The 21,873-nt window shown below is 54.1% G+C and carries 19 protein-coding genes; 6 read left to right on the top strand and 13 right to left on the bottom strand.

The window, feature by feature from the left end:
• Window positions 1-9 precede the first annotated feature (9 nt).
• The 4 genes from B880_RS0110310 to B880_RS0110295 form a co-directional block, all read right to left on the bottom strand.
• Window positions 10-1,653, bottom strand: a complete 1,644-nt coding sequence (locus B880_RS0110310) for a dihydroxyacetone kinase subunit DhaK (protein ID WP_017347328.1) — start codon at window positions 1,651-1,653, stop codon at window positions 10-12.
• A 135-nt stretch (window positions 1,654-1,788) separates the two neighbouring features.
• The gene (gene yncE, locus B880_RS24925; protein WP_237761007.1) at window positions 1,789-2,919 is read right to left on the bottom strand and encodes a 7-bladed beta-propeller protein YncE; all 1,131 of its coding nucleotides are present in this window, start codon (window positions 2,917-2,919) and stop codon (window positions 1,789-1,791) included.
• 229 nt (window positions 2,920-3,148) lie between these two features.
• Window positions 3,149-3,358 (bottom strand): YdgH/BhsA/McbA-like domain containing protein, encoded by a 210-nt coding sequence (locus B880_RS0110300; protein WP_017347326.1) that lies wholly within the window; start codon window positions 3,356-3,358, stop codon window positions 3,149-3,151.
• 234 nt (window positions 3,359-3,592) lie between these two features.
• Window positions 3,593-4,780, bottom strand: coding sequence for an MFS transporter (locus B880_RS0110295; RefSeq protein WP_017347325.1), 1,188 nt, complete (start codon window positions 4,778-4,780; stop codon window positions 3,593-3,595).
• Window positions 4,781-4,880: 100 nt separating this feature from the next.
• Here B880_RS0110295 and B880_RS0110290 point away from each other — a divergent pair, with 100 nt between their 5' ends.
• Window positions 4,881-5,837, top strand: a complete 957-nt coding sequence (locus B880_RS0110290; protein WP_017347324.1) for an AraC family transcriptional regulator — start codon at window positions 4,881-4,883, stop codon at window positions 5,835-5,837.
• A 39-nt stretch (window positions 5,838-5,876) separates the two neighbouring features.
• Here the strand turns inward: B880_RS0110290 and B880_RS0110285 are convergent, their stop codons facing one another.
• The 5 genes from B880_RS0110285 to gltP all read right to left on the bottom strand — a co-directional run bounded on the left by B880_RS0110285 (window position 5,877) and on the right by gltP (window position 11,368).
• A complete protein-coding gene (locus tag B880_RS0110285; RefSeq protein ID WP_017347323.1) occupies window positions 5,877-7,421 on the bottom strand; it encodes a methyl-accepting chemotaxis protein in 1,545 nt (514 codons plus the stop codon).
• Between the two features lie 160 nt (window positions 7,422-7,581).
• The gene (gene murQ, locus B880_RS0110280) at window positions 7,582-8,490 is read right to left on the bottom strand and encodes an N-acetylmuramic acid 6-phosphate etherase (RefSeq protein WP_017347322.1); all 909 of its coding nucleotides are present in this window, start codon (window positions 8,488-8,490) and stop codon (window positions 7,582-7,584) included.
• Between the two features lie 243 nt (window positions 8,491-8,733).
• Window positions 8,734-9,060, bottom strand: coding sequence for a DUF1493 family protein (locus B880_RS0110275; RefSeq protein WP_017347321.1), 327 nt, complete (start codon window positions 9,058-9,060; stop codon window positions 8,734-8,736).
• On the bottom strand, window positions 9,054-9,503 hold the full coding sequence (locus B880_RS0110270; protein ID WP_017347320.1) for an STM2901 family protein: 450 nt from the start codon (window positions 9,501-9,503) through the stop codon (window positions 9,054-9,056). Before B880_RS0110270 ends, B880_RS0110275 begins: the two co-directional genes overlap by 7 nt.
• Window positions 9,504-10,069: 566 nt before the next feature.
• Window positions 10,070-11,368 (bottom strand): glutamate/aspartate:proton symporter GltP, encoded by a 1,299-nt coding sequence (gene gltP, locus B880_RS0110265; protein WP_017347319.1) that lies wholly within the window; start codon window positions 11,366-11,368, stop codon window positions 10,070-10,072.
• A gap of 581 nt (window positions 11,369-11,949) precedes the next feature.
• Between gltP and acs the strand changes: the two genes are divergently transcribed.
• From acs to B880_RS0110240, 4 genes are all read left to right on the top strand, one after another.
• On the top strand, window positions 11,950-13,905 hold the full coding sequence (gene acs, locus B880_RS0110255; protein WP_017347317.1) for an acetate--CoA ligase: 1,956 nt from the start codon (window positions 11,950-11,952) through the stop codon (window positions 13,903-13,905).
• Window positions 13,906-14,030: 125 nt separating this feature from the next.
• The gene (locus B880_RS0110250) at window positions 14,031-14,360 is read left to right on the top strand and encodes a DUF485 domain-containing protein (protein ID WP_017347316.1); all 330 of its coding nucleotides are present in this window, start codon (window positions 14,031-14,033) and stop codon (window positions 14,358-14,360) included.
• The gene (locus tag B880_RS0110245) at window positions 14,357-16,009 is read left to right on the top strand and encodes a cation acetate symporter (RefSeq protein ID WP_017347315.1); all 1,653 of its coding nucleotides are present in this window, start codon (window positions 14,357-14,359) and stop codon (window positions 16,007-16,009) included. Before B880_RS0110250 ends, B880_RS0110245 begins: the two co-directional genes overlap by 4 nt.
• A gap of 178 nt (window positions 16,010-16,187) precedes the next feature.
• Complete coding sequence (locus B880_RS0110240) at window positions 16,188-17,222, top strand: substrate-binding domain-containing protein (protein ID WP_017347314.1); 1,035 nt, start codon at window positions 16,188-16,190, stop codon at window positions 17,220-17,222.
• Window positions 17,223-17,285: 63 nt separating this feature from the next.
• Here the strand turns inward: B880_RS0110240 and B880_RS0110235 are convergent, their stop codons facing one another.
• From B880_RS0110235 to B880_RS0110225, 3 genes are all read right to left on the bottom strand, one after another.
• The gene (locus B880_RS0110235) at window positions 17,286-17,831 is read right to left on the bottom strand and encodes a YfaZ family outer membrane protein (protein WP_017347313.1); all 546 of its coding nucleotides are present in this window, start codon (window positions 17,829-17,831) and stop codon (window positions 17,286-17,288) included.
• 130 nt (window positions 17,832-17,961) lie between these two features.
• Entirely contained in the window at window positions 17,962-18,657 is a 696-nt protein-coding gene (locus B880_RS0110230) for an LrgB family protein (protein WP_017347312.1), read from the bottom strand.
• Window positions 18,650-19,075 carry a CidA/LrgA family protein gene (locus B880_RS0110225; RefSeq protein WP_026042553.1) on the bottom strand — a complete coding sequence of 142 codons (426 nt, stop codon included), beginning with the start codon at window positions 19,073-19,075 and terminating at the stop codon, window positions 18,650-18,652. Before B880_RS0110225 ends, B880_RS0110230 begins: the two co-directional genes overlap by 8 nt.
• A 106-nt stretch (window positions 19,076-19,181) precedes the next feature.
• Here B880_RS0110225 and B880_RS0110220 point away from each other — a divergent pair, with 106 nt between their 5' ends.
• Window positions 19,182-20,102, top strand: a complete 921-nt coding sequence (locus B880_RS0110220) for a LysR family transcriptional regulator (RefSeq protein WP_017347310.1) — start codon at window positions 19,182-19,184, stop codon at window positions 20,100-20,102.
• Between the two features lie 35 nt (window positions 20,103-20,137).
• On the opposite strand, the gene B880_RS0110215 is transcribed toward B880_RS0110220, so the two are convergent.
• Window positions 20,138-21,787 carry a Na+/H+ antiporter gene (locus tag B880_RS0110215; RefSeq protein WP_017347309.1) on the bottom strand — a complete coding sequence of 550 codons (1,650 nt, stop codon included), beginning with the start codon at window positions 21,785-21,787 and terminating at the stop codon, window positions 20,138-20,140.
• Window positions 21,788-21,873: the final 86 nt, after the last annotated feature.

The raw sequence follows: 21,873 nt of genomic DNA, 5'->3' as shown, positions 1-21,873 counted from the left end.
CTGTGTGTTTTACCCTTTGCTCAGCGCGGCAAACACCTTCTCTACCGCGTAAGCCCCCGGATCTTTCACTCCATCCAGACTGTGCTGACTCAGATAGGCGGAACGCCCCGCTTTGGCACTTTGCATGGTAGCGGTCGCTTCTGCACCACGCTGCGCGGCAGCAGCAGCCTGCGCAAGCGGCTCTCCAGCCACTAAGGCTACCAGCGCGGGTTGCAGTGCATCCACTAGCGTACGGTGGCCCGGCTGCGCCCCGCCATAGTGTTTCATCTGCTCTAAACCGTGCTGTAACGCCTGCGCTAGCGGTTCGCCTTGCTGCAATGCTTGTCCGGCGGCGGTAAACAGAATCGACATCAGTACGCCGCTGGATCCGCCCATCACCGTTGCCAGCTCTTCGCCTACCAGCGCCAGCAGCTGCGCGTGATCCGCCAGCGGCAGCTGGTTTTGCTGCGCCAGTTGCTCAATACGACGCGCCCCCGCCGCAAAGGTTGAACCGGTATCACCATCGCCAACTTTGGCATCCAGCGCATTCAGCTCCTGCTCCAGCGCAATCAGTTGGGCCGTGATAAGGCCCACTACCTGCCGGGTCGCGTCATGCTCAGAGGGGGTTATCTGGAGCTGGCTGGTGACTTTTTGCGCTGGCAGTGCCGCAACAGGTTGAAGTGCCACCGGTTTGATCCAACCGACTACTTCAACAGGAGCCTCCAGCGCGGCCAGAAACGCCTCTTCAAGCTGCAACAGCGTCAGGGAAATGCCTTTCATATCCAGAGCCCCCACCAGCGTGGCGGGGCCCAGCAGATGCGTGACGTGCTGCGCGAGCGGGGTTTGCAGGATTTCATGGGTTATCTGCGCCAGTTCCAGCTGCGAAACGCCACCGAGATTGTTGAGCATCAGCAACTGTTGACCGCCGAGAGGACGATTTGCCGCCAGGGTGTGGGTCATCGTAGCGATCACTTCACGGCTGTTTTGCGTTGCCAGTGTTGAAACCCCTGGTTCGCCGTGAATCCCCAGCCCCAGTTCGCTGTGCCCAGGTTTTACCCGCTCATCACGCGGCTCTCCCGGTAAATGACAGGTAGAGAAAGCGAGGCCGATGGTGGCGCTGGCATCTGCGGCGCGCTGCGCCATCTGTTTAACCTGCGCGAGGCTTTGTCCCAGTTCTGCGGCATGTCCGGCAATTTTATGCACCAGTACCGTCCCCGCAATCCCACGCGGCTGCGGGTTCTCAGGCAGTGCAATATCATCCTGCACCAGCACCATCTCGACCTTAATCCCAAGATTTTTGGCCTTTTCCGCCGCGAGGCCAAAGTTCAGCCGGTCGCCGGTGTAATTTTTTACTATCAGCAGGCAGCCTGCCTCACCGGTAACATTAATAATCGCGGTTAAGACCGCATCGACGCTGGGTGAAGCAAAAATATCACCGCACACGGCGGCGGTGAGCATCCCACGGCCGACAAAACCCGCATGGGCAGGCTCATGGCCTGAACCACCGCCGGAGATCAGGGCGACCCGGCTTTTATCCCAGTCATTGCGCGCCACCACACGAATCGCTTCCCCGGCATCGAGACGTCCGAGGTTATGCCACGGCGTGCTGTGGAGTAATCCGGCAATGGCTTCATCAACCAAACTGGCTCTGGTGTTATAAAAAAACTGGCTCATCCGATTCCTCATAGGCTGGTTTGCAGGCAGCTTAAGGGTAGCTGAATCGAGGACGGTATCCTGAGAAGCAGGTCAGTATTATGCAGATACGAGAAGAAGAACCAGCCAGCGGACGCTGACTGGTTGCACAACGGATTACAGCGCGATGCGCAATACGCTGTCAGGTTTGCCAGGCTGTGGAGCCGGACGTTTTTCAGCGCCTGCTTCTGGTTTCGCGGCAGGGGCTTTTTCACCCTCTTTCGCACCCGCTGGTTTACGTGGCGGTCCAGGCTGCTTAACGCTGACGAACAGGGCCTTACCGTCGGCAGAAATCGCCAGGCTGTTTGGCAGACCTTCGGTTTTCACGGTGCGCTTAACTTTATAGTTGCTGGCATCGATGATGCTCACTTCAGACGCCATGCGATGCGTCACATACAGCTCATCACGTTGCGCGTTGAACAGCACAGCCAGTGATTCTGGTACGGCGATACGCTCAATCACTTTCTGAGTTTTCAGATCAACCACCAGCACCTGAGCCTGTTTAGAATCGGTGATGAAGGCACGCTGACCTTTGGTATCCAGCGCGATGTTCAGGAAGAAGTGCTCTTTGCCTTCATCCAGTTTCACACGCTTTTCAACCGCATTGGTGCGGGTATCAATGGTGACTAACTCGCCATCAGCGTTGGTGACGTAGGCTTTCTGAGCCGCAGAGTCCAGCGCAATACCGGTACCCATTTTGCCGGTGTTCGGGATGGTGCTGATCAGTTTCAGGTCTTTCCCGTCAACAACCCATACCACGCTCTCTTTGCCCAGGCCGGTGATGTAAACACGGTTGGTTTTCTCATCCACTGCCAGCTCACGTACCGCCAGAGGACGTACGTCGCCTTCGCGCTTGGTGGCATCCAGCACCAGGTTCTTCAGCTCTTTACCACTGGCAACGTCCACAGAGGTCACAGCGCTGTTGAGGGTGTTACCGACATACAGCACGTTGGTCTGGTTATTGATGGCTGCGCCAAAGGTTTTCAGCTCGGTAGGGATTTTGCCCTGCACGGCCAGATCCTGCTCGCCCAGGCGGTAAACTACGCCGCCGCCTTCGCCACGACCGTTTGAGGTGGCAACGTAGAGTGCATTGTTGGTGTTGCTAAAAGCCAGCTCATACGCGCCCTGACCTACTTGCTGAGTGACATCAGCGGCAGGTGCAGCAAACGCTGCTGAGGCAGAAAACAGGGCAGTAGCCAGCAGCAGAGGACGCAGCGCCCACTGTTGTGTAGTTTTTAAAGCTTTCATGACTTCTCCATAGCAAACACTGCTCAGCGGCAGCAAATGAACGATCGCACAGACATCCAGAACACAGACCATAGCGGCCAGCAGGCGATCCTTTTTGAGAATAATAATTATTTAAAGTGTAAAGGAACAGTGATTTTATCTTACGGATGTGGGAGTGTGATGCGGAGAAGAGCAACGCCGCCAGGACGCCATAAGGCGTCCTGTCAGCAACAGAGGGTATTCAGCAGGCTTATTTATGCAGCTCGGCAGTCATGTGTACGCCGTTGTTGTAGTTCGCTTCGGTGATGGTGTAATGCGCACCCAGTTTGTGTGCTTTAGCCGCGATTTGTGCTTCAGCAACATCCAGTGTGGTGTCACATGCAGTCACAGATTGCGCGAAGCTGGCAATTGGCATTACAGAAAGGGCGATAACTGCAGCAAAAGTTTTGATAGATTTCATGGTCATTTCCTCAGAGTTTTTCGTTTGTTTGAAGCGCTGTGCTTCGATGTGGGAAATGATATGAGAAAGGCAGGAAAGGAAAAAGCGGGAAGATTTGCCATTCTCATTCAAATTAAATGAACAAAAAACAGCACATCTGGACAAGAGATGCCACAGGGGGTTAAAGTTTTGCGCTGAAAAAGTCCCGGTGCTTAATCAATCTGGGGCTGGCGGTGCTTTTGCCAGCCCAATCGGTTATGCGTGACGTCGCACCTGGGTCACCACCAACAGGGTGCTCAGAAGAATCACCACGCCGCTGCTGGCAATCACGCCGCTGGTGCCATGCCCATCGACAATCAAACCACCGGCCGCTGCCCCCAGCGTAATACCGAACTGAATGGTCGCGACCATCAGGCCACCGCCCGCTTCGGCATCATCATCAGCGACTTTTGCCAGCCAGGTTGACCAACCCACCGGCATCGCGCCAAAGGCCAGGCCCCACAGCGCCACGCCCAGTGCAGCCAGCCATGGCGTACCTTCGCTGTTGACCAACACCAGCGCCATCAAACTCATGAGCAGCGACATACCTGCCAGCGTGCGCCAGACGCTGCGTGCCAGCAGCCAGCCCGCCAGCGACGTGCCAAAGAAGTTAGCGATACCAAAGCCCAGCAGCACCAGAGAGAGCTGATTAAGGTTGAAACCAACGCCGGTTTCCAGGTACGGACGTAGATAGGTGAAGAAGGCAAAATGTCCGGTGAACAGCAGCATGACCGCCAGCAGCCCCCAGCGCATCACCGGCCGACGCAGCAAGTTCATCGCACCCCCTTCGGCAGATTTCTCTTCCGCAGGCAGTGATGGCAGGCTGAAGAACAGCCACACCAGGGATACTCCGCTCAACATGGCCGCCAGCAGGAAAGTGTCGCGCCAGCCCAGTAATCCCCCGAGATAGCTGCCCAATGGCGCGGCAAACACCGTCGCCAGTGAAACACCGCTAAATACAATCGACAGCGCGCGTGGCACCTGCCAGGGCGCAACCAGACGCATCGCCATGGCAGTAGAGAGTGTCCAGAAGCCCCCGATTGCCATGCCCAACAGCACGCGAGCGGCTAAGATCATCGGAAGATTGACTGCAAAAGTCACCAGCAGGCAAGAAGCGATCAGCAGGACGAAGAAAATCAGCATGACGGCACGGCGGTCGCGGCCACGCGTGACCTGAGCGGTTGCCAGGCTGGCAAGCAGCGCTACTAGTGCCGTTGCAGTAATGGTCTGTCCGGCTAGCCCTTCAGTCACATGCAGTGACGCCGCCATTGGCGTCAGCAGGCTGACCGGCAAAAATTCCGCGCTGACTAACACAAATACGCCAAACGCCATCGCCACCACTGCGCCCCATGCGGCGCGAACCGGAGTGGCAGATTCGCCAGCAATTTCGCTATTTACACTCATAGAAAACCCCACAAAAAATAATAAGAGGAGGATAGAGCGGGAAGGCAAGACGATCTATGATACTTACACCGTGTTTATTGATAATTCGTCCTGGAATGCAATGAGCCACTACGAAGATTTAACCAGCGAGCTGCTGATGGGCATGCGCCTGTTTGGCGTTGAGTACCAGCGGATTGCTCTGTGCGCGCCCTTTGGCCTGCAATTTGAACATGCCCCTGGCCGTGCACAGTTTCACTTTATCGGACGTGGCTCACTCATGGTGCGCAGCGCTACCGGTGAGGTCTATCAGTTACATGCCGGAGATGCGCTGCTGGTGCCACACGGCCGTCCTCATGCGCTACTCTCTTCCACTGAAGTCAACTGCACTACCTTATCCACCTATAAGAGCAAGCCGATCTGCGACACGGTCTGCGCCATTGCCGATCCGGTGATTGAAAGTGACGACCACAGCGTCATCTTGTTCAGTGGCTGCATGGCCTTTGAGCTGGGCGGCATGCAGCCGCTGATCAACACCATGCCAGATATCATGCTGGTCAGTACGCTGCTGTCACGCTACCCGGAAATTCAGCCCATGCTCAATGCGATGGAGCGTGAAGCCTGTACACGTCACGCGGGTTCGGCGGGCATTTTGTCACGCCTGGCTGATGTGGTTGCCGCCTTGATTGTGCGTGGCTGGGTAGAGAACGGGTGTGGAGCCGGAAGTGGGCTGGTACAGGCGCTGCGCGACCCGCGTCTGAGTATGGCCATGGCCGCAATGCATCGCTTCCCCGGAGAGAACTGGACGGTGGAACGGCTGGCGAAAGAAGCAGGCTGTTCACGATCGGTCTTTGCCGGGCGTTTCCAGCAGGCCACCGGCATGACGCCGCTACGTTATCTGACGGAGCTGCGTATGCGTCTGGCGACCGAACGCTTGAATAAAGGCCATGCGGTAGAGAAAGTGGCGTTTGATCTCGGCTACGGCTCACTGGCCGCGTTTAGCCGGGCGTTTAAGCGCACCGTGGGGCATTCGCCCGGTGCCTTGCGCTCACCGCGAGAAGTGGCGAACGCAGGCACCTGAGAGCAGGCCGCAACGCGGAGTTGCGACCTGAACCAGGCGTTAGCGGAAGACGCTGATCGCTTCAACCAGACGGTTCGCCTGATTAGCCATACGCGTTGACGCCTCAGCACTCTCCTGGACACGCGCCGCATTTCGGTGGGTGATCTCATCCAGATCTTCCACTGCAATGCTGACCTGGCTCAGCGCCACGGACTGCTCGGCAGTCGCTGCGCTGATCTGCCCGATCAAAGTACTGACGTTTTGGATCTGCGCCACAATCTCCTGCATCGTCCTGCCAGCGGCATCAGCATGATCGCTACCCGACTGCACGCGCCCGGCGCTGGTATCCACCAGCGTTTTAATCTCGCTGGCCGCTTTCGCACTACGTTGTGCCAGGTTGCGGACTTCTCCGGCAACCACGGCAAACCCTTTACCCTGCTCTCCGGCACGCGCCGCCTCGACCGCAGCGTTAAGGGCCAGAATGTTGGTCTGGAAAGCAATGCCATCAATCACACTGGTAATGCTGGCAATACGCTTCGAACTGTCGGCAATTTCGGCCATCATGCCGACCATTTCCTGCATCACTTCGCCGCCTTTTAACGCCACGTTGCTGGTGTTGTGTGAAAGGGTATTTACCGCCTGCGCTGTTTCAGTGTTGCTCTTCACCGTGGCGGTCATTTCGTTCATGGTCGCCGCCGTCTCCTGTACGTTCGCAGCAGCCTGTTCGGTACGACGGCTCAGCTCATTATTGCTGTCAGCAATGGCATCACTGGCGCTTAACACGTTAATCGCCTGACCGCTGACATCATCCACCAGCCAACGGAACATCAGACCGAGTTGGCTGATGGCACGGGAGGTCATGCCAATCTCATCTGCCCGATCCAGGGTTTCAACTTTATGGCTGGCCCCGGTAGCCACGTTCAGCGCCTGCCGGTACATCCGTTCAAGGGGACGTACGATCTGCTGTTCCAGACAGATGTTGGTGATCAACAGCAACAACGCCATCAATCCTGCTGAACTCAACAACATGGCATCGCTGGCCCCTAACGCAAACAGGCCCACCAGTGAAAGGGGCCACAGTGCCAGCATTGCCGAGCGTACACGCCAACGCAGCGGCATGGTTTTCAGCAGTGAGGTCACCCCGCGCACGCCACGGCGTACAATCAGCCCCTTGTGGAAGTGACGCCCCTTCGCTTTGCCTTGACGAAAATCGCTATATAACGCTTCCGTCGCGCGGATCTCCTCTACGCTCGGCTTAGTACGCACTGACATATAGCCGCGCACCTGACCGTGACGCACCACCGGAATAGCATTGGCACGCACCCAGTAGTGATCGCCATTTTTGCGGCGGTTTTTCACCAGCGCCGTCCACGGCTCACCCTTTTTCAGGGTTGCCCACATATCGGCAAACGCTTCCTGCGGCATGTCAGGGTGGCGCACCAGGTTATGCGGTTGTCCGTTGATCTCTTCGGCGGTAAAACCGCTGACTTCGGTGAAGGCATCGTTGGCGTAGGTGATATGGCTATTTAGATCGGTGGTGGACATGAGCGTAGCGTGATCGTCGAAGACAAACTCACGCTGAGTAACGGGCTGATTATTTCGCATGTAAGGGTCCTTGGAAGCCGCGAGGGAGTGCAGAATTGATAATGTTTTTTTACATTTTCGGCACGACAAGGACCTGACTTTAGAGCGGGTGCGTTTTTTACTGCATTAAAGCAAAAAAACGCGCTTTATTAGCGCGTTATTCCAGCGATTAGCGCCGTTTTCAGGCGCTAGCGGCCTGCAATGCCTGGCGGATAAAGCCTTTATGCTGCCCAAGCAATTCGGCTGCCTGCTGCGCGTCTAAGTCCGCCAGCACCATTACAATGGCTGTCTTACAGTGCCCCTCGCAGGCTGCCAGCGCAGTGGCGGCTGTTTTGCTATCACAGTCGGTGGCCTGCATGACGATATCTTGCTGCCGCTGCACCAGCTTCTGGTTAGTGGCTTCTACATCAACCATTAAGTTACCGTACACTTTACCGCTGCGAATCATCGACCCGGTGGTGAGCATATTCAGCACCAGTTTCTGCGCCGTTCCGGCTTTCATACGGGAAGAACCGGTGACCACTTCCGGCCCGACAACGGGCGTCAAGGCGATATCCGCTAACTGCGCCATGGAGCTGTTTGGGTTGCAGCTCAGCGCTGCGGTGGTTGCGCCCTGCGCTTTTGCCCACTCCAGCGCACCCAGCACATAGGGCGTACGGCCACTGGCAGCAATGCCCACCAGCACATCACGCCCGCTAAACGCGATATCACGCAGGTCCTGTGCGCCCTGCTCGCGGTTATCTTCGGCATTTTCCACCGCTTGTAAAATCGCGGTATGCCCGCCTGCAATCAGGCCTACCACCTGCTCGCGCGGCGTGCCGAAAGTGGGTGGGCATTCACTGGCGTCCAAAATACCTAAACGACCGGAAGTGCCTGCTCCACAGTAAATCAGACGACCACCCTGCTGGAATGCCAGCGTAATAGCATCCACCGCCTGGGCGATGTGCGGCAAAATAGCCTCTACCGCCAGCGCGACTTTTTTATCTTCATCATTAATCACCCGCAGCATGGCTTCGGTGCTGAGTTCATCAATCTGTTGGCTGGCCGGATTACGGCCTTCAGTGATCATACGGCTGAGGTCGAGCGACATAGCAGCTCCTGTCGGAAGGGTTTGCGCCACTATATACGACAAACGAGAAAGCCTCAGCCAGATAAGGCGAGTGGGGTCGAAAAACGATTTTGTCGTGATATGCTTCGCCTATCAAAAATACTTGGTTGGAGTAGCTTATGACCACTTACAGACAGCTGCTTGCACAGCAAAGCTTAGAGAGCCAAAAGCGCATCGCTGATAAAATCCAAGCCCTCAAGCAGCAATTAGCACGAACTCAGCTTCCTAATGGTATAGCCAACGCCCCGCCTGAGCAGAAGTGAGAAACATCCGTACCGTTAAAGGCTGGCGGGTTTGCTTTACGGGAGAATCAGTAAACCACTTACGGAAAAAAAACGGGATGCGCCAGGGAAAGTAATTCTCAATATTCAGTGCCGCAATCTCGATACCATAACAATCGCTGAACGCATCAATCACCAGGGCGATATCTTCAACTTCTGCATATTCCTGCAACACATCATCCATTTGCAGGAGCACTGGCTTGCCGCTAAGCGTTCTTAACTCCGGCAGCTTTTGGCGGAAAAACTCCAGCATCTCCTGTTCTGTCACCATAATTTATCACCTTCACGAACAATTCGATTATAAGTTGTCGTTGATTTGTAAGCGATTGAGCTAACATCAGCAGCAACAATTACCCATCCTACAACGGGAATTGTTCGCCCAACAAATGCACCCAGGTTTTTCACGTAAGTGGGCTTCATGGTTCTTAAGGTAGCATTAGTAAAGGTAGGAAGGTGGAAAGGTAGCTCCAGATTAAGATGCCTTCTCGCCAGTACTGATGCAATCGAAGTCCCTTTAGTTGAGCCGTGGAACTTACCCCGGGTTTTCAAAATCGGCTGACCGAGAATGATACTTGCTAGCGCTGTTAAATCTTTTCCCCAGCCCAATTGATGATTGACCGTATCCATAAAAACCCAGAAAAAAAGTTCACTTGCAGTTAGATTTATCATTCCATTATAAAAATATGTTCCATTAAGTTCTTCAACTGTATCCATTTTATCCTCGAATCTAAGTTTACAATGAGTTTATCCACATGAAGTCTAGCGGTATAAAAATGAGATTTCATTAGCTGAACACGTAAATAAAGCGAGATTTTTATTGAAAAAGAATAAAATTTAAAGCACTGAGTTCAAATGCAAGAAGTATCTTGCTGTTAATTAGTTTGTGCGCCCGTATTTAAAAATACGCAACAGGCTGGTAGCACAGGCTCATCCTTCACACCACACTTACTCAGTTAGCATCCAAATTTTAAGATGTAGTTCAATTGGGAACGGGGTTACGGATGTTTTGTGAACTCTATAATTTCACCAATAGTGATTCTTGACACCTGGAATTAAGTATTCAATAACAAGGAAATTGTATCTAGCACCAAGGTTTTTCCAACAGCGTTGTTCCCGATTAAGAGATTAATTTTTTAATCAATATTCAGCTATTTCTCAGGCACTTCGCAGTTGTGTCCGGTTCTATCGCGGCAGACCGCTTTTGTCGTGACAATTAGTCTGTTAGTCCAGCCATAAAAAAGCCGGGGTTTCCCCCGGCTTTTTTCATCACAGATTGCCGCTTACGCGGTCTGCGTTTTTAGCTGCAACTCGTATTCGCGAGCCTGTTTTTCATCGAACTGGTTTTCCCAGCGTGCGATGACCAGCACAGCCAGAGCATTACCGATGACGTTCAGTGCGGTACGTGCCATATCCATGATGCGGTCAACACCGGCAATAAACGCCAGGCCTTCCAGCGGGATACCCACGCTGCCCAGGGTGGCCAACAGCACGACGAAGGAGACCCCAGGAACACCGGCGATGCCTTTCGACGTTACCATCAGCGTCAGCACCAGAATAATCTCATGGCCGAGGGACAGGTGAATGCCATACAGTTGGGCAATAAAGATGGCGGCGATGCTCTGATACAGCGTTGAGCCATCAAGGTTGAATGAGTAACCGGTTGGTACTACGAAGCTACAGATCGATTTCGGCGCACCGTACGCTTCCATTTTCTGCATGATACGTGGCAGCACAGTCTCAGAACTTGAGGTGGAGTACGCCAGAATCAGTTCATCTTTCAGGATGCGCATCAGGGTTGTGATACGCAGCTTGCAGAGACGAGCTACCGCACCTAACACCACGAAGGCAAAGAACAGAATGGCGGCGTACACCAGCAGCACCAGCTTCGCCAGCGGCCACAGTGAGGCAAAACCGAAGTTCGCGATGGTAACGGCAATCAGCGCAAAGACCCCAACCGGCGCATAGCGCATGATCATATGGGTCACTTTGAACATGGTCTCAGAGATGCCACGGAACATGTTGACCAGCGGATCACGCTGTTCAGCAGGCAGCGAAGAGAGGCCAAGGCCAAACAATACTGAGAAGAAGATGATCGGCAGCATGTCACCCTGCACCAGCGAGGCGAAGATGTTCTGCGGGATCAGTGACAGAATGGTCGTGACCAGACTGTGCGGACCGTTCTGCACCGCCTGAGTGGTAGCTTCATATTTTGAGATATCCACCGTAACCAGCTTCGACATATCAATGCCGCTGCCAGGCTGGAACACGTTCGCCAGCGTAATGCCCACGATGATGGCAATGGTGGTGATCACTTCAAAATAGAGAATGGTCTTCACCCCGATGCGACCCAGCTTCTTCGCATCACCCACGCCCGCAATGCCGACCACCAACGAGGTGACAACAATCGGTACGACAATCATCTTGATCAGATGAATAAAAATATCACCGGCTGGCGTCAGCACATTGGTGGTTAACCATGCACGGTCGTCCGGCATGTTATGCAATACCGAGCCAACGACGACACCCAGAACCAGAGCAATCAGAATCTGCCAGGCGAGGCTGATTTTAGTACCTTTCATAACGCATTATTTCCTCAGTGTGAAACCCCTCTCTCTGCCGCTTACAGGCCGCAGAGTTTTAACCGCAGGGAAATGAGCAAAAGCCCGGTAATTTCGAGGGTTGTGGTGGACCACGTCCAGTATGTTTGCTCAGCGGCAAACGTACATTTTTCAGACGCTGTCTGAATTGAAACCTGCTACGCAGGGGCGAGATAAGTACCATTTAAGCCAGGGTAAATGCAAGCCCTGGTGACTTCGTTTAAAAATCAGCCACTCAACCAGCATAAACTGCTGACAGACAAATAAATACATAACTAATTGTTATGAAAAGTATTAATTTACCTTCCTGACGCATATCTATGCAAAAAGTGAAAAAAACGTGCGATTCAACAGCCCATATTTTCAGCAGGTTATGCCCGGTTTTTCTCCGCCTGGTGCCGCAGGGGTGACAAGTAATTACCCGACAGGTTATAAGGTGAGAAGACGTTAAATCGCTGAAGGTGTTCCGCGTGATCTGCGGCGCAAAAAACAAACAAAGCGGCTGTCGCAGCTTCAATTAACCTTTGGTTGACATATCATTAACATCTTCAAGGAGATCCGTCATGAGCCAAATACATAAACATCCTGTACCCGCTAATATTGCCGAAAATACCCTGATCACTGCTGAGCAGTATCAGGCGATGTATCAACATTCCGTTGAAGATCCGGCGGCTTTCTGGGGAGAGCAAGGCAAAATTCTTGACTGGATCACCCCTTATACTCAGGTCAAAAATACCTCTTTCGCCCCGGGTAATATTAATATCCGCTGGTATGAAGATGGCACGCTGAACCTGGCCGCTAACTGCCTCGATCGCCACCTCGCCACGCGTGGAGATAAAGCCGCGATTATCTGGGAAGGTGATGACGCCAGCGAAAGCAAAACCATCACTTACCGTGAACTGCATGCTGATGTCTGCCGTTTCGCCAATGTGCTGCAACAGCTCGGCGTTAAGAAAGGCGATGTCGTTGCTATCTATATGCCGATGGTGCCGGAAGCCGCCGTGGCGATGCTGGCCTGTGCGCGTGTGGGCGCGGTGCACTCCGTTATTTTTGGTGGTTTCTCACCAGAAGCCGTCTCTGGCCGGGTGATCGACTCCAACGCTAAACTGATTATCACCGCCGACGGTGGCCTGCGTGCCGGGCGCGCTATCCCACTGAAGAAAAATGTCGATGATGCGCTGAAAAATCCGGGCGTCACCAGCGTGAAAAACGTGGTGGTATTACAACGCACGGGCAAAGACGTTGAATGGAAAGAGGGGCGCGATCTGTGGTGGCATGAGCTGACGGCCAAAGCCAGCGCGGAACACCAGCCAGTTGCCGTAGGCGCAGAAGATCCGCTGTTCATCCTCTATACCTCAGGCTCTACCGGAAAACCCAAAGGCGTGTTGCACACCACGGGCGGTTATCTGGTGTATGCCGCGACCACCTTTAAATATGTGTTCGACTACCACGAAGAAGATATCTACTGGTCAACCGCAGACGTTGGCTGGATCACCGGCCACAGCTATCTGGTGTATGGCCCACTGGCGTGCGGTGCTACAACGCTGATGTTTGAAGGCGTACCAAACTGGCCTACACCTGCGCGCATGTCGCAAGTGGTAGATAAACATCAGGTGACGATCCTGTACACCGCCCCGACCGCTATTCGCGCCCTGATGGCCGAAGGTGATAAAGCGATTGATGGCACCCTTCGTCGCAGCCTGCGCATTCTCGGTTCCGTGGGTGAGCCTATCAACCCAGAAGCCTGGGAGTGGTACTACAACAAAATTGGCGATGGCCGCTGCCCGATTGTTGATACCTGGTGGCAAACGGAAACCGGTGGCTTCATGATCACGCCACTGCCGGGCGCGACCGAACTGAAAGCCGGTTCAGCCACGAAGCCGTTCTTCGGCGTGCAGCCTGTGCTGGTCGATAATGAAGGCAATCCGCAATCAGGTGCAGCTGAGGGCAACCTGGTGATTGCCGATTCATGGCCGGGCCAGGCGCGTACGCTGTTTGGCGATCATGACCGCTTCGAACAGACCTACTTCTCTACCTTCAAAAATTATTACTTCAGCGGTGACGGTGCGCGTCGTGATGAAGACGGTTACTTCTGGATTACGGGCCGCGTAGATGACGTTCTTAACGTTTCTGGCCACCGTTTAGGCACTGCGGAAATCGAGTCAGCGCTGGTTTCCCATCCGAAGATTGCAGAAGCAGCGGTGGTGGGCATCCCACACAGCATCAAAGGCCAGGCGATCTACGCCTACATCACGCTGAATCACGGGGAAGAGCCTTCACCTGAACTCTATACCGAAGTGCGCAACTGGGTGCGTAAAGAGATCGGCCCGATCGCAACCCCGGATATTCTGCACTGGACGGATTCTCTGCCGAAAACCCGATCCGGTAAGATCATGCGCCGTATTCTGCGCAAGATCGCGGCGGGTGATACCAGCAACTTTGGCGATACCTCAACCCTGGCCGATCCTGGCGTGGTAGAGAAATTGCTTGAGGAGAAGCAGTCCATTCAGATGCCATAACCTGAATTACCTCCGGCAGGCGGGTTCACTCCGCCTGCCAGCCCTCCCTACGCTGTGCTTTTCGTAATCGCAAAAACAAAAACATAAATCAGGCCCGAGCCTGGCATACCTCTGGAGATGCTGTGATGAACGAAGCTCAAACCACACTCGATGTGCGCTATCAACTCATCGAAAATAACCCACGGTTTCACGAACTGGTGCATAAGCGCCAGGCCTTTGCACTGTTACTTTCCCTGATTATGTTAGTGCTGTACGTCGGCTTTATTTTACTGATTGCCTTCGCCCCCGGCTGGCTGGGGACACCGCTACATCCCGGTACCAGCGTGACGCGTGGCATCCCCATCGGCGTTGGACTGATTGTGATTTCCTTTGTGCTGACTGGCGTTTACGTCTGGCGGGCTAACGGCGAGTTTGATCGCCTGACCAAAGAGATCGTGCGCGAGGTGCAATCATGAGAAACCGCTTTCTTCCCCTGATGCTGCTGCTTCCGTTACCGGCACTGGCGGCCGACGCCATCACTGGCGCCGTACAAAAACAGGCGACGAACTACCAGGCTATTGCCATGTTTCTGGTGTTCGTGCTCGCCACGCTGGGCATTACCTATTGGGCATCCAAACGCACCCGCTCACGCAGTGATTACTACACCGCTGGCGGCAACATCACAGGCTTTCAGAACGGGTTGGCAATGGCCGGTGACTTTATGTCTGCCGCCTCCTTCCTCGGTATTTCTGCGCTGGTGTACACCTCCGGCTATGACGGATTGATCTATTCGCTGGGCTTCCTCGTTGGCTGGCCGATGATCCTGTTTTTAATTGCGGAACGCCTGCGTAATCTGGGGCGCTATACCTTTGCTGACGTGGCCTCATACCGCTTGCAGCAAAAGCCGATTCGCACCCTCTCCGCCTGCGGGTCGTTGGTGGTTGTGGCGCTCTATTTGATTGCACAGATGGTGGGGGCCGGTAAGTTAATCCAGCTGCTGTTCGGCCTTGATTACCACGTTGCTGTGGTGCTGGTTGGCATTCTCATGGTGATGTACGTGCTGTTTGGCGGCATGCTCGCCACCACCTGGGTGCAAATCATCAAAGCGGTACTGCTGCTGTTTGGTGCTTCGTTCATGGCCATTATGGTGATGAAGGCCGCCGGTTTTAGCTTCAATACCCTGTTCAGTGAAGCGATGGCAGTACATGCCAAAGGTGAAGCCATTATGCGCCCTGGTGGACTGGTTAAAGATCCGATTTCCGCCCTGTCGTTGGGGTTAGGGCTGATGTTCGGTACCGCCGGTTTACCGCATATCCTGATGCGCTTCTTCACTGTGGCAGATGCACGTGAAGCACGTAAAAGTGTGTTCTGGGCTACCGGCTTTATGGGCTACTTCTACTTCCTGACCTTTATTATCGGTTTTGGCGCCATCTTGTTGGTGGGTGCCAATCCGGCATTCAAGGATGCCAGCGGCGCGCTGATCGGCGGCACCAACATGGCGGCAGTGCATCTTGCTGATGCCGTAGGCGGCAGTACCTTCCTCGGCTTTATCTCGGCCGTAGCCTTTGCCACCATTTTGGCTGTGGTTGCCGGATTAACCCTGGCAGGGGCTTCAGCGGTTTCACATGACATCTATGCCAGCGTGATCCGTAAAGGCCAGGCCACAGAGAAAGAGGAGCTACGCGTATCGAAAATTACCGTGCTCGCACTGGGCGTGGTCGCAATTGCCCTGGGAATTCTGTTCGAGAAACAGAACATTGCCTTTATGGTCGGGCTGGCGTTTTCTATCGCAGCCAGTTGTAATTTCCCGATCATCCTGCTGTCGATGTACTGGTCAAAGCTGACCACGCGCGGTGCAATGGTGGGTGGCTGGCTGGGACTGCTAACGGCAGTTATCCTCATGATCCTCGGCCCAACGGTCTGGGTGCAAGTGTTAGGCCATGAGAAGCCGGTCTACCCGTATGAATACCCGGCGTTGTTCTCGATGATTATCGCGTTTGTTGCCACCTGGCTGTTCTCGATTACCGATAACTCGCGCCAGGGTGCCGAAGAACGTTCACGCTTCCGTGCGCAGTTTATTCGTTCACAAACCGGCATTGGCGTCGAACAGGGCAAAGGGCATTAATCCCGCTGGTTGCGGCACCCGCTTGCAGGGTGCCGCCTTTCTCCGCTGTTTGTGCAGGCAGTGCGCCTGAGGACGACGGCATTAAAGAGACATTTTGTGTCATCGGGTTTTACTGAGACTTACGCTGAGCTGATGAGGTAACATCAGAACGTTGAAATATTGGATACCAACGACTGTTATGAATCGTAAACCCACTATGAAAGAGCTGGTTGCAGCCACCCAGCTAAGCCGAGCCACTATCGATCGCGTCCTGAATAATCGTGCGGGAGTGAATCCCAGAACCGTTGAGATGGTGCAGAATGCCTATGCGTCATTGCTGGTCCAGGTCGCTGATGAAGTAAAACCGACCCCGATAAAAGTGGATGCGCATTTTGCCGTGGTGGTACAGGCGAGTGAGGAGTACAACGACGCGGTGCAGGCAGCCGGTGAACAGCTTACCAGCCAGCTGCAAGCCCAGGGGATTAACCTCGATATCAGTAGCTGTTCGGATGTGAATGACGCAGAGGTAGTGCGCTTAATCAACCAGCAGGCTGAGCGTGCTGATGGTCTGGCTATCGTCGCTAAAAACACACCGGAAATTAATGCCGCAGTGCATAAGCTGAAACAGCAGGGCAAGGCGATTATTGCGCTGGTGAGCGATTTGGATGCGGACGTCAGAGAAGCCTATGTCGGCATCAATAACCGCGCGGCGGGCCAGGCAGCTGGTTTTATTCTGGGTCGACATTTACAGTTTTGCACTGAGGCGAGGGTTGCCGTGATCGTCGGTACACTCTCTTATAGCTGCCATGACGATCGTGAAATTGGTTTCCGCGCGCAAATCCGTAAGACCTTTCCCGCAGTACATGTGCTGGAAGCCATCTCAGGAAACGACAATACGCAGCAAACTTATGCGGCGACCAAAGAAATTCTGCGCCATCACCCTGACTTACAGGCCATTTATAATGTTGCGGGTGGCAATGAAGGGCTGTCACAAGCACTGGATGAACACGCGGCAGCGATCAGGCCAATCGTGATTACTCATGAGGTTAATAAGGTGACAGAAAACCTGCTGCTGAGTGAGAAAATTGATTACGTCATCTCGCAGGATATTCCGCAGTTGCTGACAGAGACGGTGAATAAACTGATGGCGCTGAAACAGCAGCAGCCGGTGACGGCACATGCCTATTTGCCGATAGAGATTCTGACGCGTTTTACGCTACCCACCAGCGCCTAATTATGGGTAAAAAAAATGCCAGGCAGCAGTAGCTGTCTGGCATTTCATCATTATTACACCGGATTAGAAGCGGACTGACGCACCCACGTAAGGTCCATCAACCAGCACGTTATCTTTGCGGCTGCCCTTGTTATCCAGCTCCGCATACTGATAACCCACGCGCAGATTCAGCAGAGAAATTGGCGTGAAGCTGATGCCACCGCTGATCTCTTTGTAGTTATCCAAATGGGTGCTGAAGGACTCTGGCGCATAGTAATATTCGCCGTACAGGCCCCACATGTTGTTGAAGCTATACTGCGCACCTGCACCCACTGCTACAGCAAAACCTTTACGGCCATTATGTGGGTTAGTGAAAATCGCTTTCGCTCCCGGTGCCAGACGCAGTGGCCCAACATCAACGTTATAACCTACACCCGCATCAAACACGCTACCGTCATCGTTGCTGCGCAGCCAGTTGCCGTTCAGAAACAGGCCTGGCGAGCTGGTTCCCAGCCCCAGATTGAGGTTAGTGCTACGTTCACTGACGTTAACGCCACCTTCGATGGCCTGAGCAGCGCCGCTGATCAGCGCTAATCCCAATACGCCCCCGGTAACAAGTTGCTTAATCATCTGTCCACTCCATGCTGGAAAATTATTTCGCGGCAAGGTTAACAGCCTGGTACAGGGACACAAATTAATTTTAGGAGCTTTACGTAACAGGGCGTATTATCAGACCATTCTTGATTTGGTTGGTAAACACTTACACTCTCCACATCACATGACTAATCACCGGTGCCAGCAGTACGGTGACGACACCCGCCAGCATCATCACCAGGCTGGAGACTACCCCTTCCTGCTGACCAATTTGATAAGCGCGTGCGGTACCAGCACCATGAGAAGCCGCGCCAAACCCGGCACCTTTTGCCACCCCTTGTTTGATGGCGATACGTAAAAACAGCAGGTCACCGACGGCCATGCCAAATACACCGGTAATCACGACAAACAGCGCCACCAGATCCGGTTGCCCGCCCACCGGTTTCGCCGCTGCCAACGCGAACGGCGTGGTGATTGAGCGCACCGCCAGGCTACGTTGAATGCTTTCAGGGAGCATCAACAGCCGCGCCAGCCAGACTGAACTGACCACAGAAACCAGCGTAGCGGTGATGACGCCAGCACTAAGCGAGAGCCAGTGACGTTTAATGATCTCAATGTTTTCATACACCGGTACGGCAAATGCCAGGGTTGCTGGCCCCAGCAGCCAGAGTAGCCAGTGGTTATCCGCGATATAATCCTGCCAGGTGATGTGAGTAATCACTATCATCGCGACCAGCACCAGTGGAGTCATCACTAATGGCATCAGCAACAATGTGCGCCAGCGGGCGTAGAGCCGTTTATTAAGATAATAAATACAGATGGTCACCACGACACAGAGCAGACTGATGGCAAAATCACGCATCTTTGGCCTGCCTGCGCGCAGCACGCGCGACTTCAAAACGGTAAATTCGATCCACCACCAGTGCCGTTGAGGCCAAAACCAGCAGTGTGCTGATCACAATCACCAGACAAATACGCCACCCCTCGACGCGCAGCAAATCGCTGTAGTTTACGACTGCCACCACGGCAGGTACGAAGAACAGCAGCATTTCGGCCAGTAGCCAGTTTGATCCGGCTTTTACCCAACGCAGCGGGAGGATGCGCGCAGCAATGAGCACCAGCATCACTAACAGCCCGACGATGTTGGCCGGTAATGGCAGATGAAACAGCCTGACGAGCTGATCACAGGCCATGAAAATCCCGATATACAACACCACCTGAAGTGGCATCCAGAGTTTTTGCAGCCGGTCCGTTCTGCGCGGACTTAGCGCTACCGCCATTTTGTATTACTCCCCGAAAAAATGTGATGCAGGTAGTATAAATCGGGCGCAGTATGTGAAAAAAATGAATTAATATTATTTAATTCATGCCTAAAAGGAATAGTTTATGGACGTACGCGCCCTGCGTTACTTCACCGAAGTGGTCCGCCAGCAGAGTTTCACCCGTGCGGCACAGAAACTGTTCGTCACACAGCCCACCATTAGCAAAATGCTGCGACAGCTTGAAGAGGAGCTGGGCTGTACGCTGCTGCTGCGCGATGGTCGTCGGCTGCATCTGACGGATAGCGGCCAGGCCGTTTATCAGCGTGGGCTGGCAATTTTGCAGGAGTTTCATCAGCTAGAGGCGCAGATTGGCGATATTAACCAACTCAAAACCGGCGATTTGCGTCTTGGCATTCCACCGATGGTCGGTATGCAGATTGCGGGGTCTGTTTCTGCCTTCCGCCGTCGTTATCCCGGCGTCTCCCTGACGATTTCAGAGTTTGGTGGCCTTACGGTGCAGCAGGCGGTGTTAGCCGGTTCTCTGGATATCGCCCTGACGGCGCTACCGGTTGATGAGGATTTGCCGCTGAATACCCTGCCCCTGATGCATCACCCACTCTGTGCCCTGCTGCCACGCCATGAGCATTGGCTGGCGCGCAGCTCCGTGACATTGCGCGAACTGGCTGCGCACCCATTGCTGATTTTTAACGAAGAGTTCTCTTTGAATCGCCAGCTGATGAAGGCTTTTCAGCGTCAGAACCTGACCCCAGAAATTGCCGTGCGCAGCGGGCAGTGGGATTTTCTTGCCGCCATGGTACAAGCCGAAATGGGGGTAGCGATTTTGCCGGAACCCATTTGCCAGCGTCTCGATGAACAATCATTGCTGTGGCTACCGCTGGAATCGGAATTGAAGTGGAGTCTGGGATTGATCTGGCGGGAAGGCAGTTATTTGTCGCGCAGTGCGCAAGCGTGGATTGACTGTTGTCGTGAGTATTGGCCGGGAGAAGCCCCTCGCCTCTCGCTACTCAATAAAGATAGCGAGTAGTCAGGCGTCAGCCAGAGACTGACGCCTGAGGCACATTACTCTTCTTTTTCGATTAGCAGTGCTTCCAGCAGGTCGAGATCGCGTAGTAACTTTTGCATACTCTCATTGCTGATTTGCTGTGTGGCGCGCAAATGATAGACCTCCGCGCGCTCAGCTCGCAGCGCCGTCAGACGGAAGCGGCGCTCCAGATTTTCGGCAAACAGCGCATTATCGAGGTCATTTTTCCCTTCTGCACGACGACGTAAATTCCCCATCACGCGCAGGCTGATCTCTTTAAGCAGGTCAGGATCGATGTTCTCATCGCTGTCGTTACTGAGGCGTTCTTCCATCTTTTGCAGGCTTTCAATCGCCACACCCGCCATCGCCGCGCGGGCGCTTTGCAGTTCATGGCGATGACCCGCTTTATCCGTCCCGTCAATCCCACGTAGCAGCAGCGGCAGAATAACGACTCCCACCAACAGCGAGAACAGAATCACACCGGTAGCGATAAAGATGAGTTCATAGCGCGCCGGGAAAGCCGTGCCATCGGTAAGGAACAGCGGAATAGAGAGCACACCGGCCAGCGTAATAGCACCACGCACACCCGCAAATGAGGCGATGAGCAGGTCACGCAGCGAGTAGTTGCTGAATTCCATCGGCTTTTTCTTCAACCAGCGGTGGCTAAAGCGCTGCATAACCCACAGCCAGCCGAAACGCACCAGCATCAGCGCGGCATAAACCAATACCACATCAGAGAACAGCACCCAGAGTTCGACATTAGGATCGGCATTTGCCTGAGCAATGGACGTTTGCAAGATGTCAGGCAGTTGCAGGCCGAGCATCAGGAACACCATGCCGTTGAAGACGAACTCCAACATTTGCCACACGCTGTTAGCACGCAGGCGCATCGCCAATGGTGCCTGGCGGATGATGCCAGAACGGGTGATGGTCATACCCGCTGCAACCGCCGCGAGGATGCCCGAGACGCCCAGATGTTCTGCAATCAGGTAAGAAGCGAACGGCAGCAGCAGCAGCAAGACCGTTTGTGTCGCCGGGTCATCCCCGCTCCAGCGGCTAAGCAGGCGCAATGAACGACCATATAGCCAGCAAATAGCGACACCGGCCACCAGGCCGCCGACCGCCACTTTGAGGAACTCAACGCTGGCACCGCCCCAGCTGAAGACCATCGTGCCCATGGCAACGGCGACGGCGAATTTCAGTGAGACCAGGCCAGAAGCGTCGTTCATCAGCGCTTCGCCCTGAACAATCGACATGATTTTCTTCGGGATGCGCCCTTCACCCACAATACCAGATAGCGCTACGGCATCCGTTGGGGACAGGACTGCTGCCAGCGCAAAGGCAGGGATTAATGGAATCCCCGGCACCATCCAGTAGATCAAGTAACCGATACCAATAACGGTAATCAGTACCAGCACCAGTGCCAGGCCGATGATTTCTCGCCCATGATGCAGGAATTCATTGATGGGGGTTTTCCAGCCGTCGGCAAACAGTAGCGGCGGGATAAACAGGACGAGGAACAGTTCTGGATCGAAGTCGACATGCAGACCAAAAGTCGGCCAGGCCAGCAACGCCCCCATTGCAATTTGCACCAGCGGTAACGGAATTTGAAAAGGCAAAATACGCGCCGCCACGCCGGAGAGCGAGACCACAAGCGTCATGATTAAAATGGTAAAAAAGATTTCCATGCTTTCCTTAGGCGTAGAGTGTTAGGCGTAATGTTGTGAGGGGTTAGTGTAAAACATTCCTTAAGCATACGGGCCACCAGACGTGC

This window comes from Pantoea sp. A4, from assembly GCF_000295955.2.
GTDB classification, from domain to species: Bacteria; Pseudomonadota; Gammaproteobacteria; order Enterobacterales; family Enterobacteriaceae; genus Pantoea; species Pantoea multigeneris.
The sequence above is the reverse complement of the archived record's forward strand: the minus strand, read 5'-3'. Positions and strand labels throughout refer to the sequence as shown.

Excerpts from the sequence above, each read along its gene's own strand:
- B880_RS0110310 (WP_017347328.1), bottom strand. The coding sequence starts at position 1,653 with ATGAGCCAGTTTTTTTATAACACCAGAGCCAGTTTGGTTGATGAAGCC.
- yncE (WP_237761007.1), bottom strand. The coding sequence starts at position 2,919 with ATGAAAGCTTTAAAAACTACACAACAGTGGGCGCTGCGTCCTCTGCTG.
- B880_RS0110300 (WP_017347326.1), bottom strand. The coding sequence starts at position 3,358 with ATGAAATCTATCAAAACTTTTGCTGCAGTTATCGCCCTTTCTGTAATG.
- B880_RS0110295 (WP_017347325.1), bottom strand. The coding sequence starts at position 4,780 with ATGAGTGTAAATAGCGAAATTGCTGGCGAATCTGCCACTCCGGTTCGC.
- B880_RS0110290 (WP_017347324.1), top strand. The coding sequence starts at position 4,881 with ATGAGCCACTACGAAGATTTAACCAGCGAGCTGCTGATGGGCATGCGC.
- B880_RS0110285 (WP_017347323.1), bottom strand. The coding sequence starts at position 7,421 with ATGCGAAATAATCAGCCCGTTACTCAGCGTGAGTTTGTCTTCGACGAT.
- murQ (WP_017347322.1), bottom strand. The coding sequence starts at position 8,490 with ATGTCGCTCGACCTCAGCCGTATGATCACTGAAGGCCGTAATCCGGCC.
- B880_RS0110275 (WP_017347321.1), bottom strand. The coding sequence starts at position 9,060 with ATGGTGACAGAACAGGAGATGCTGGAGTTTTTCCGCCAAAAGCTGCCG.
- B880_RS0110270 (WP_017347320.1), bottom strand. The coding sequence starts at position 9,503 with ATGGATACAGTTGAAGAACTTAATGGAACATATTTTTATAATGGAATG.
- gltP (WP_017347319.1), bottom strand. The coding sequence starts at position 11,368 with ATGAAAGGTACTAAAATCAGCCTCGCCTGGCAGATTCTGATTGCTCTG.
- acs (WP_017347317.1), top strand. The coding sequence starts at position 11,950 with ATGAGCCAAATACATAAACATCCTGTACCCGCTAATATTGCCGAAAAT.
- B880_RS0110250 (WP_017347316.1), top strand. The coding sequence starts at position 14,031 with ATGAACGAAGCTCAAACCACACTCGATGTGCGCTATCAACTCATCGAA.
- B880_RS0110245 (WP_017347315.1), top strand. The coding sequence starts at position 14,357 with ATGAGAAACCGCTTTCTTCCCCTGATGCTGCTGCTTCCGTTACCGGCA.
- B880_RS0110240 (WP_017347314.1), top strand. The coding sequence starts at position 16,188 with ATGAATCGTAAACCCACTATGAAAGAGCTGGTTGCAGCCACCCAGCTA.
- B880_RS0110235 (WP_017347313.1), bottom strand. The coding sequence starts at position 17,831 with ATGATTAAGCAACTTGTTACCGGGGGCGTATTGGGATTAGCGCTGATC.
- B880_RS0110230 (WP_017347312.1), bottom strand. The coding sequence starts at position 18,657 with ATGCGTGATTTTGCCATCAGTCTGCTCTGTGTCGTGGTGACCATCTGT.
- B880_RS0110225 (WP_026042553.1), bottom strand. The coding sequence starts at position 19,075 with ATGGCGGTAGCGCTAAGTCCGCGCAGAACGGACCGGCTGCAAAAACTC.
- B880_RS0110220 (WP_017347310.1), top strand. The coding sequence starts at position 19,182 with ATGGACGTACGCGCCCTGCGTTACTTCACCGAAGTGGTCCGCCAGCAG.
- B880_RS0110215 (WP_017347309.1), bottom strand. The coding sequence starts at position 21,787 with ATGGAAATCTTTTTTACCATTTTAATCATGACGCTTGTGGTCTCGCTC.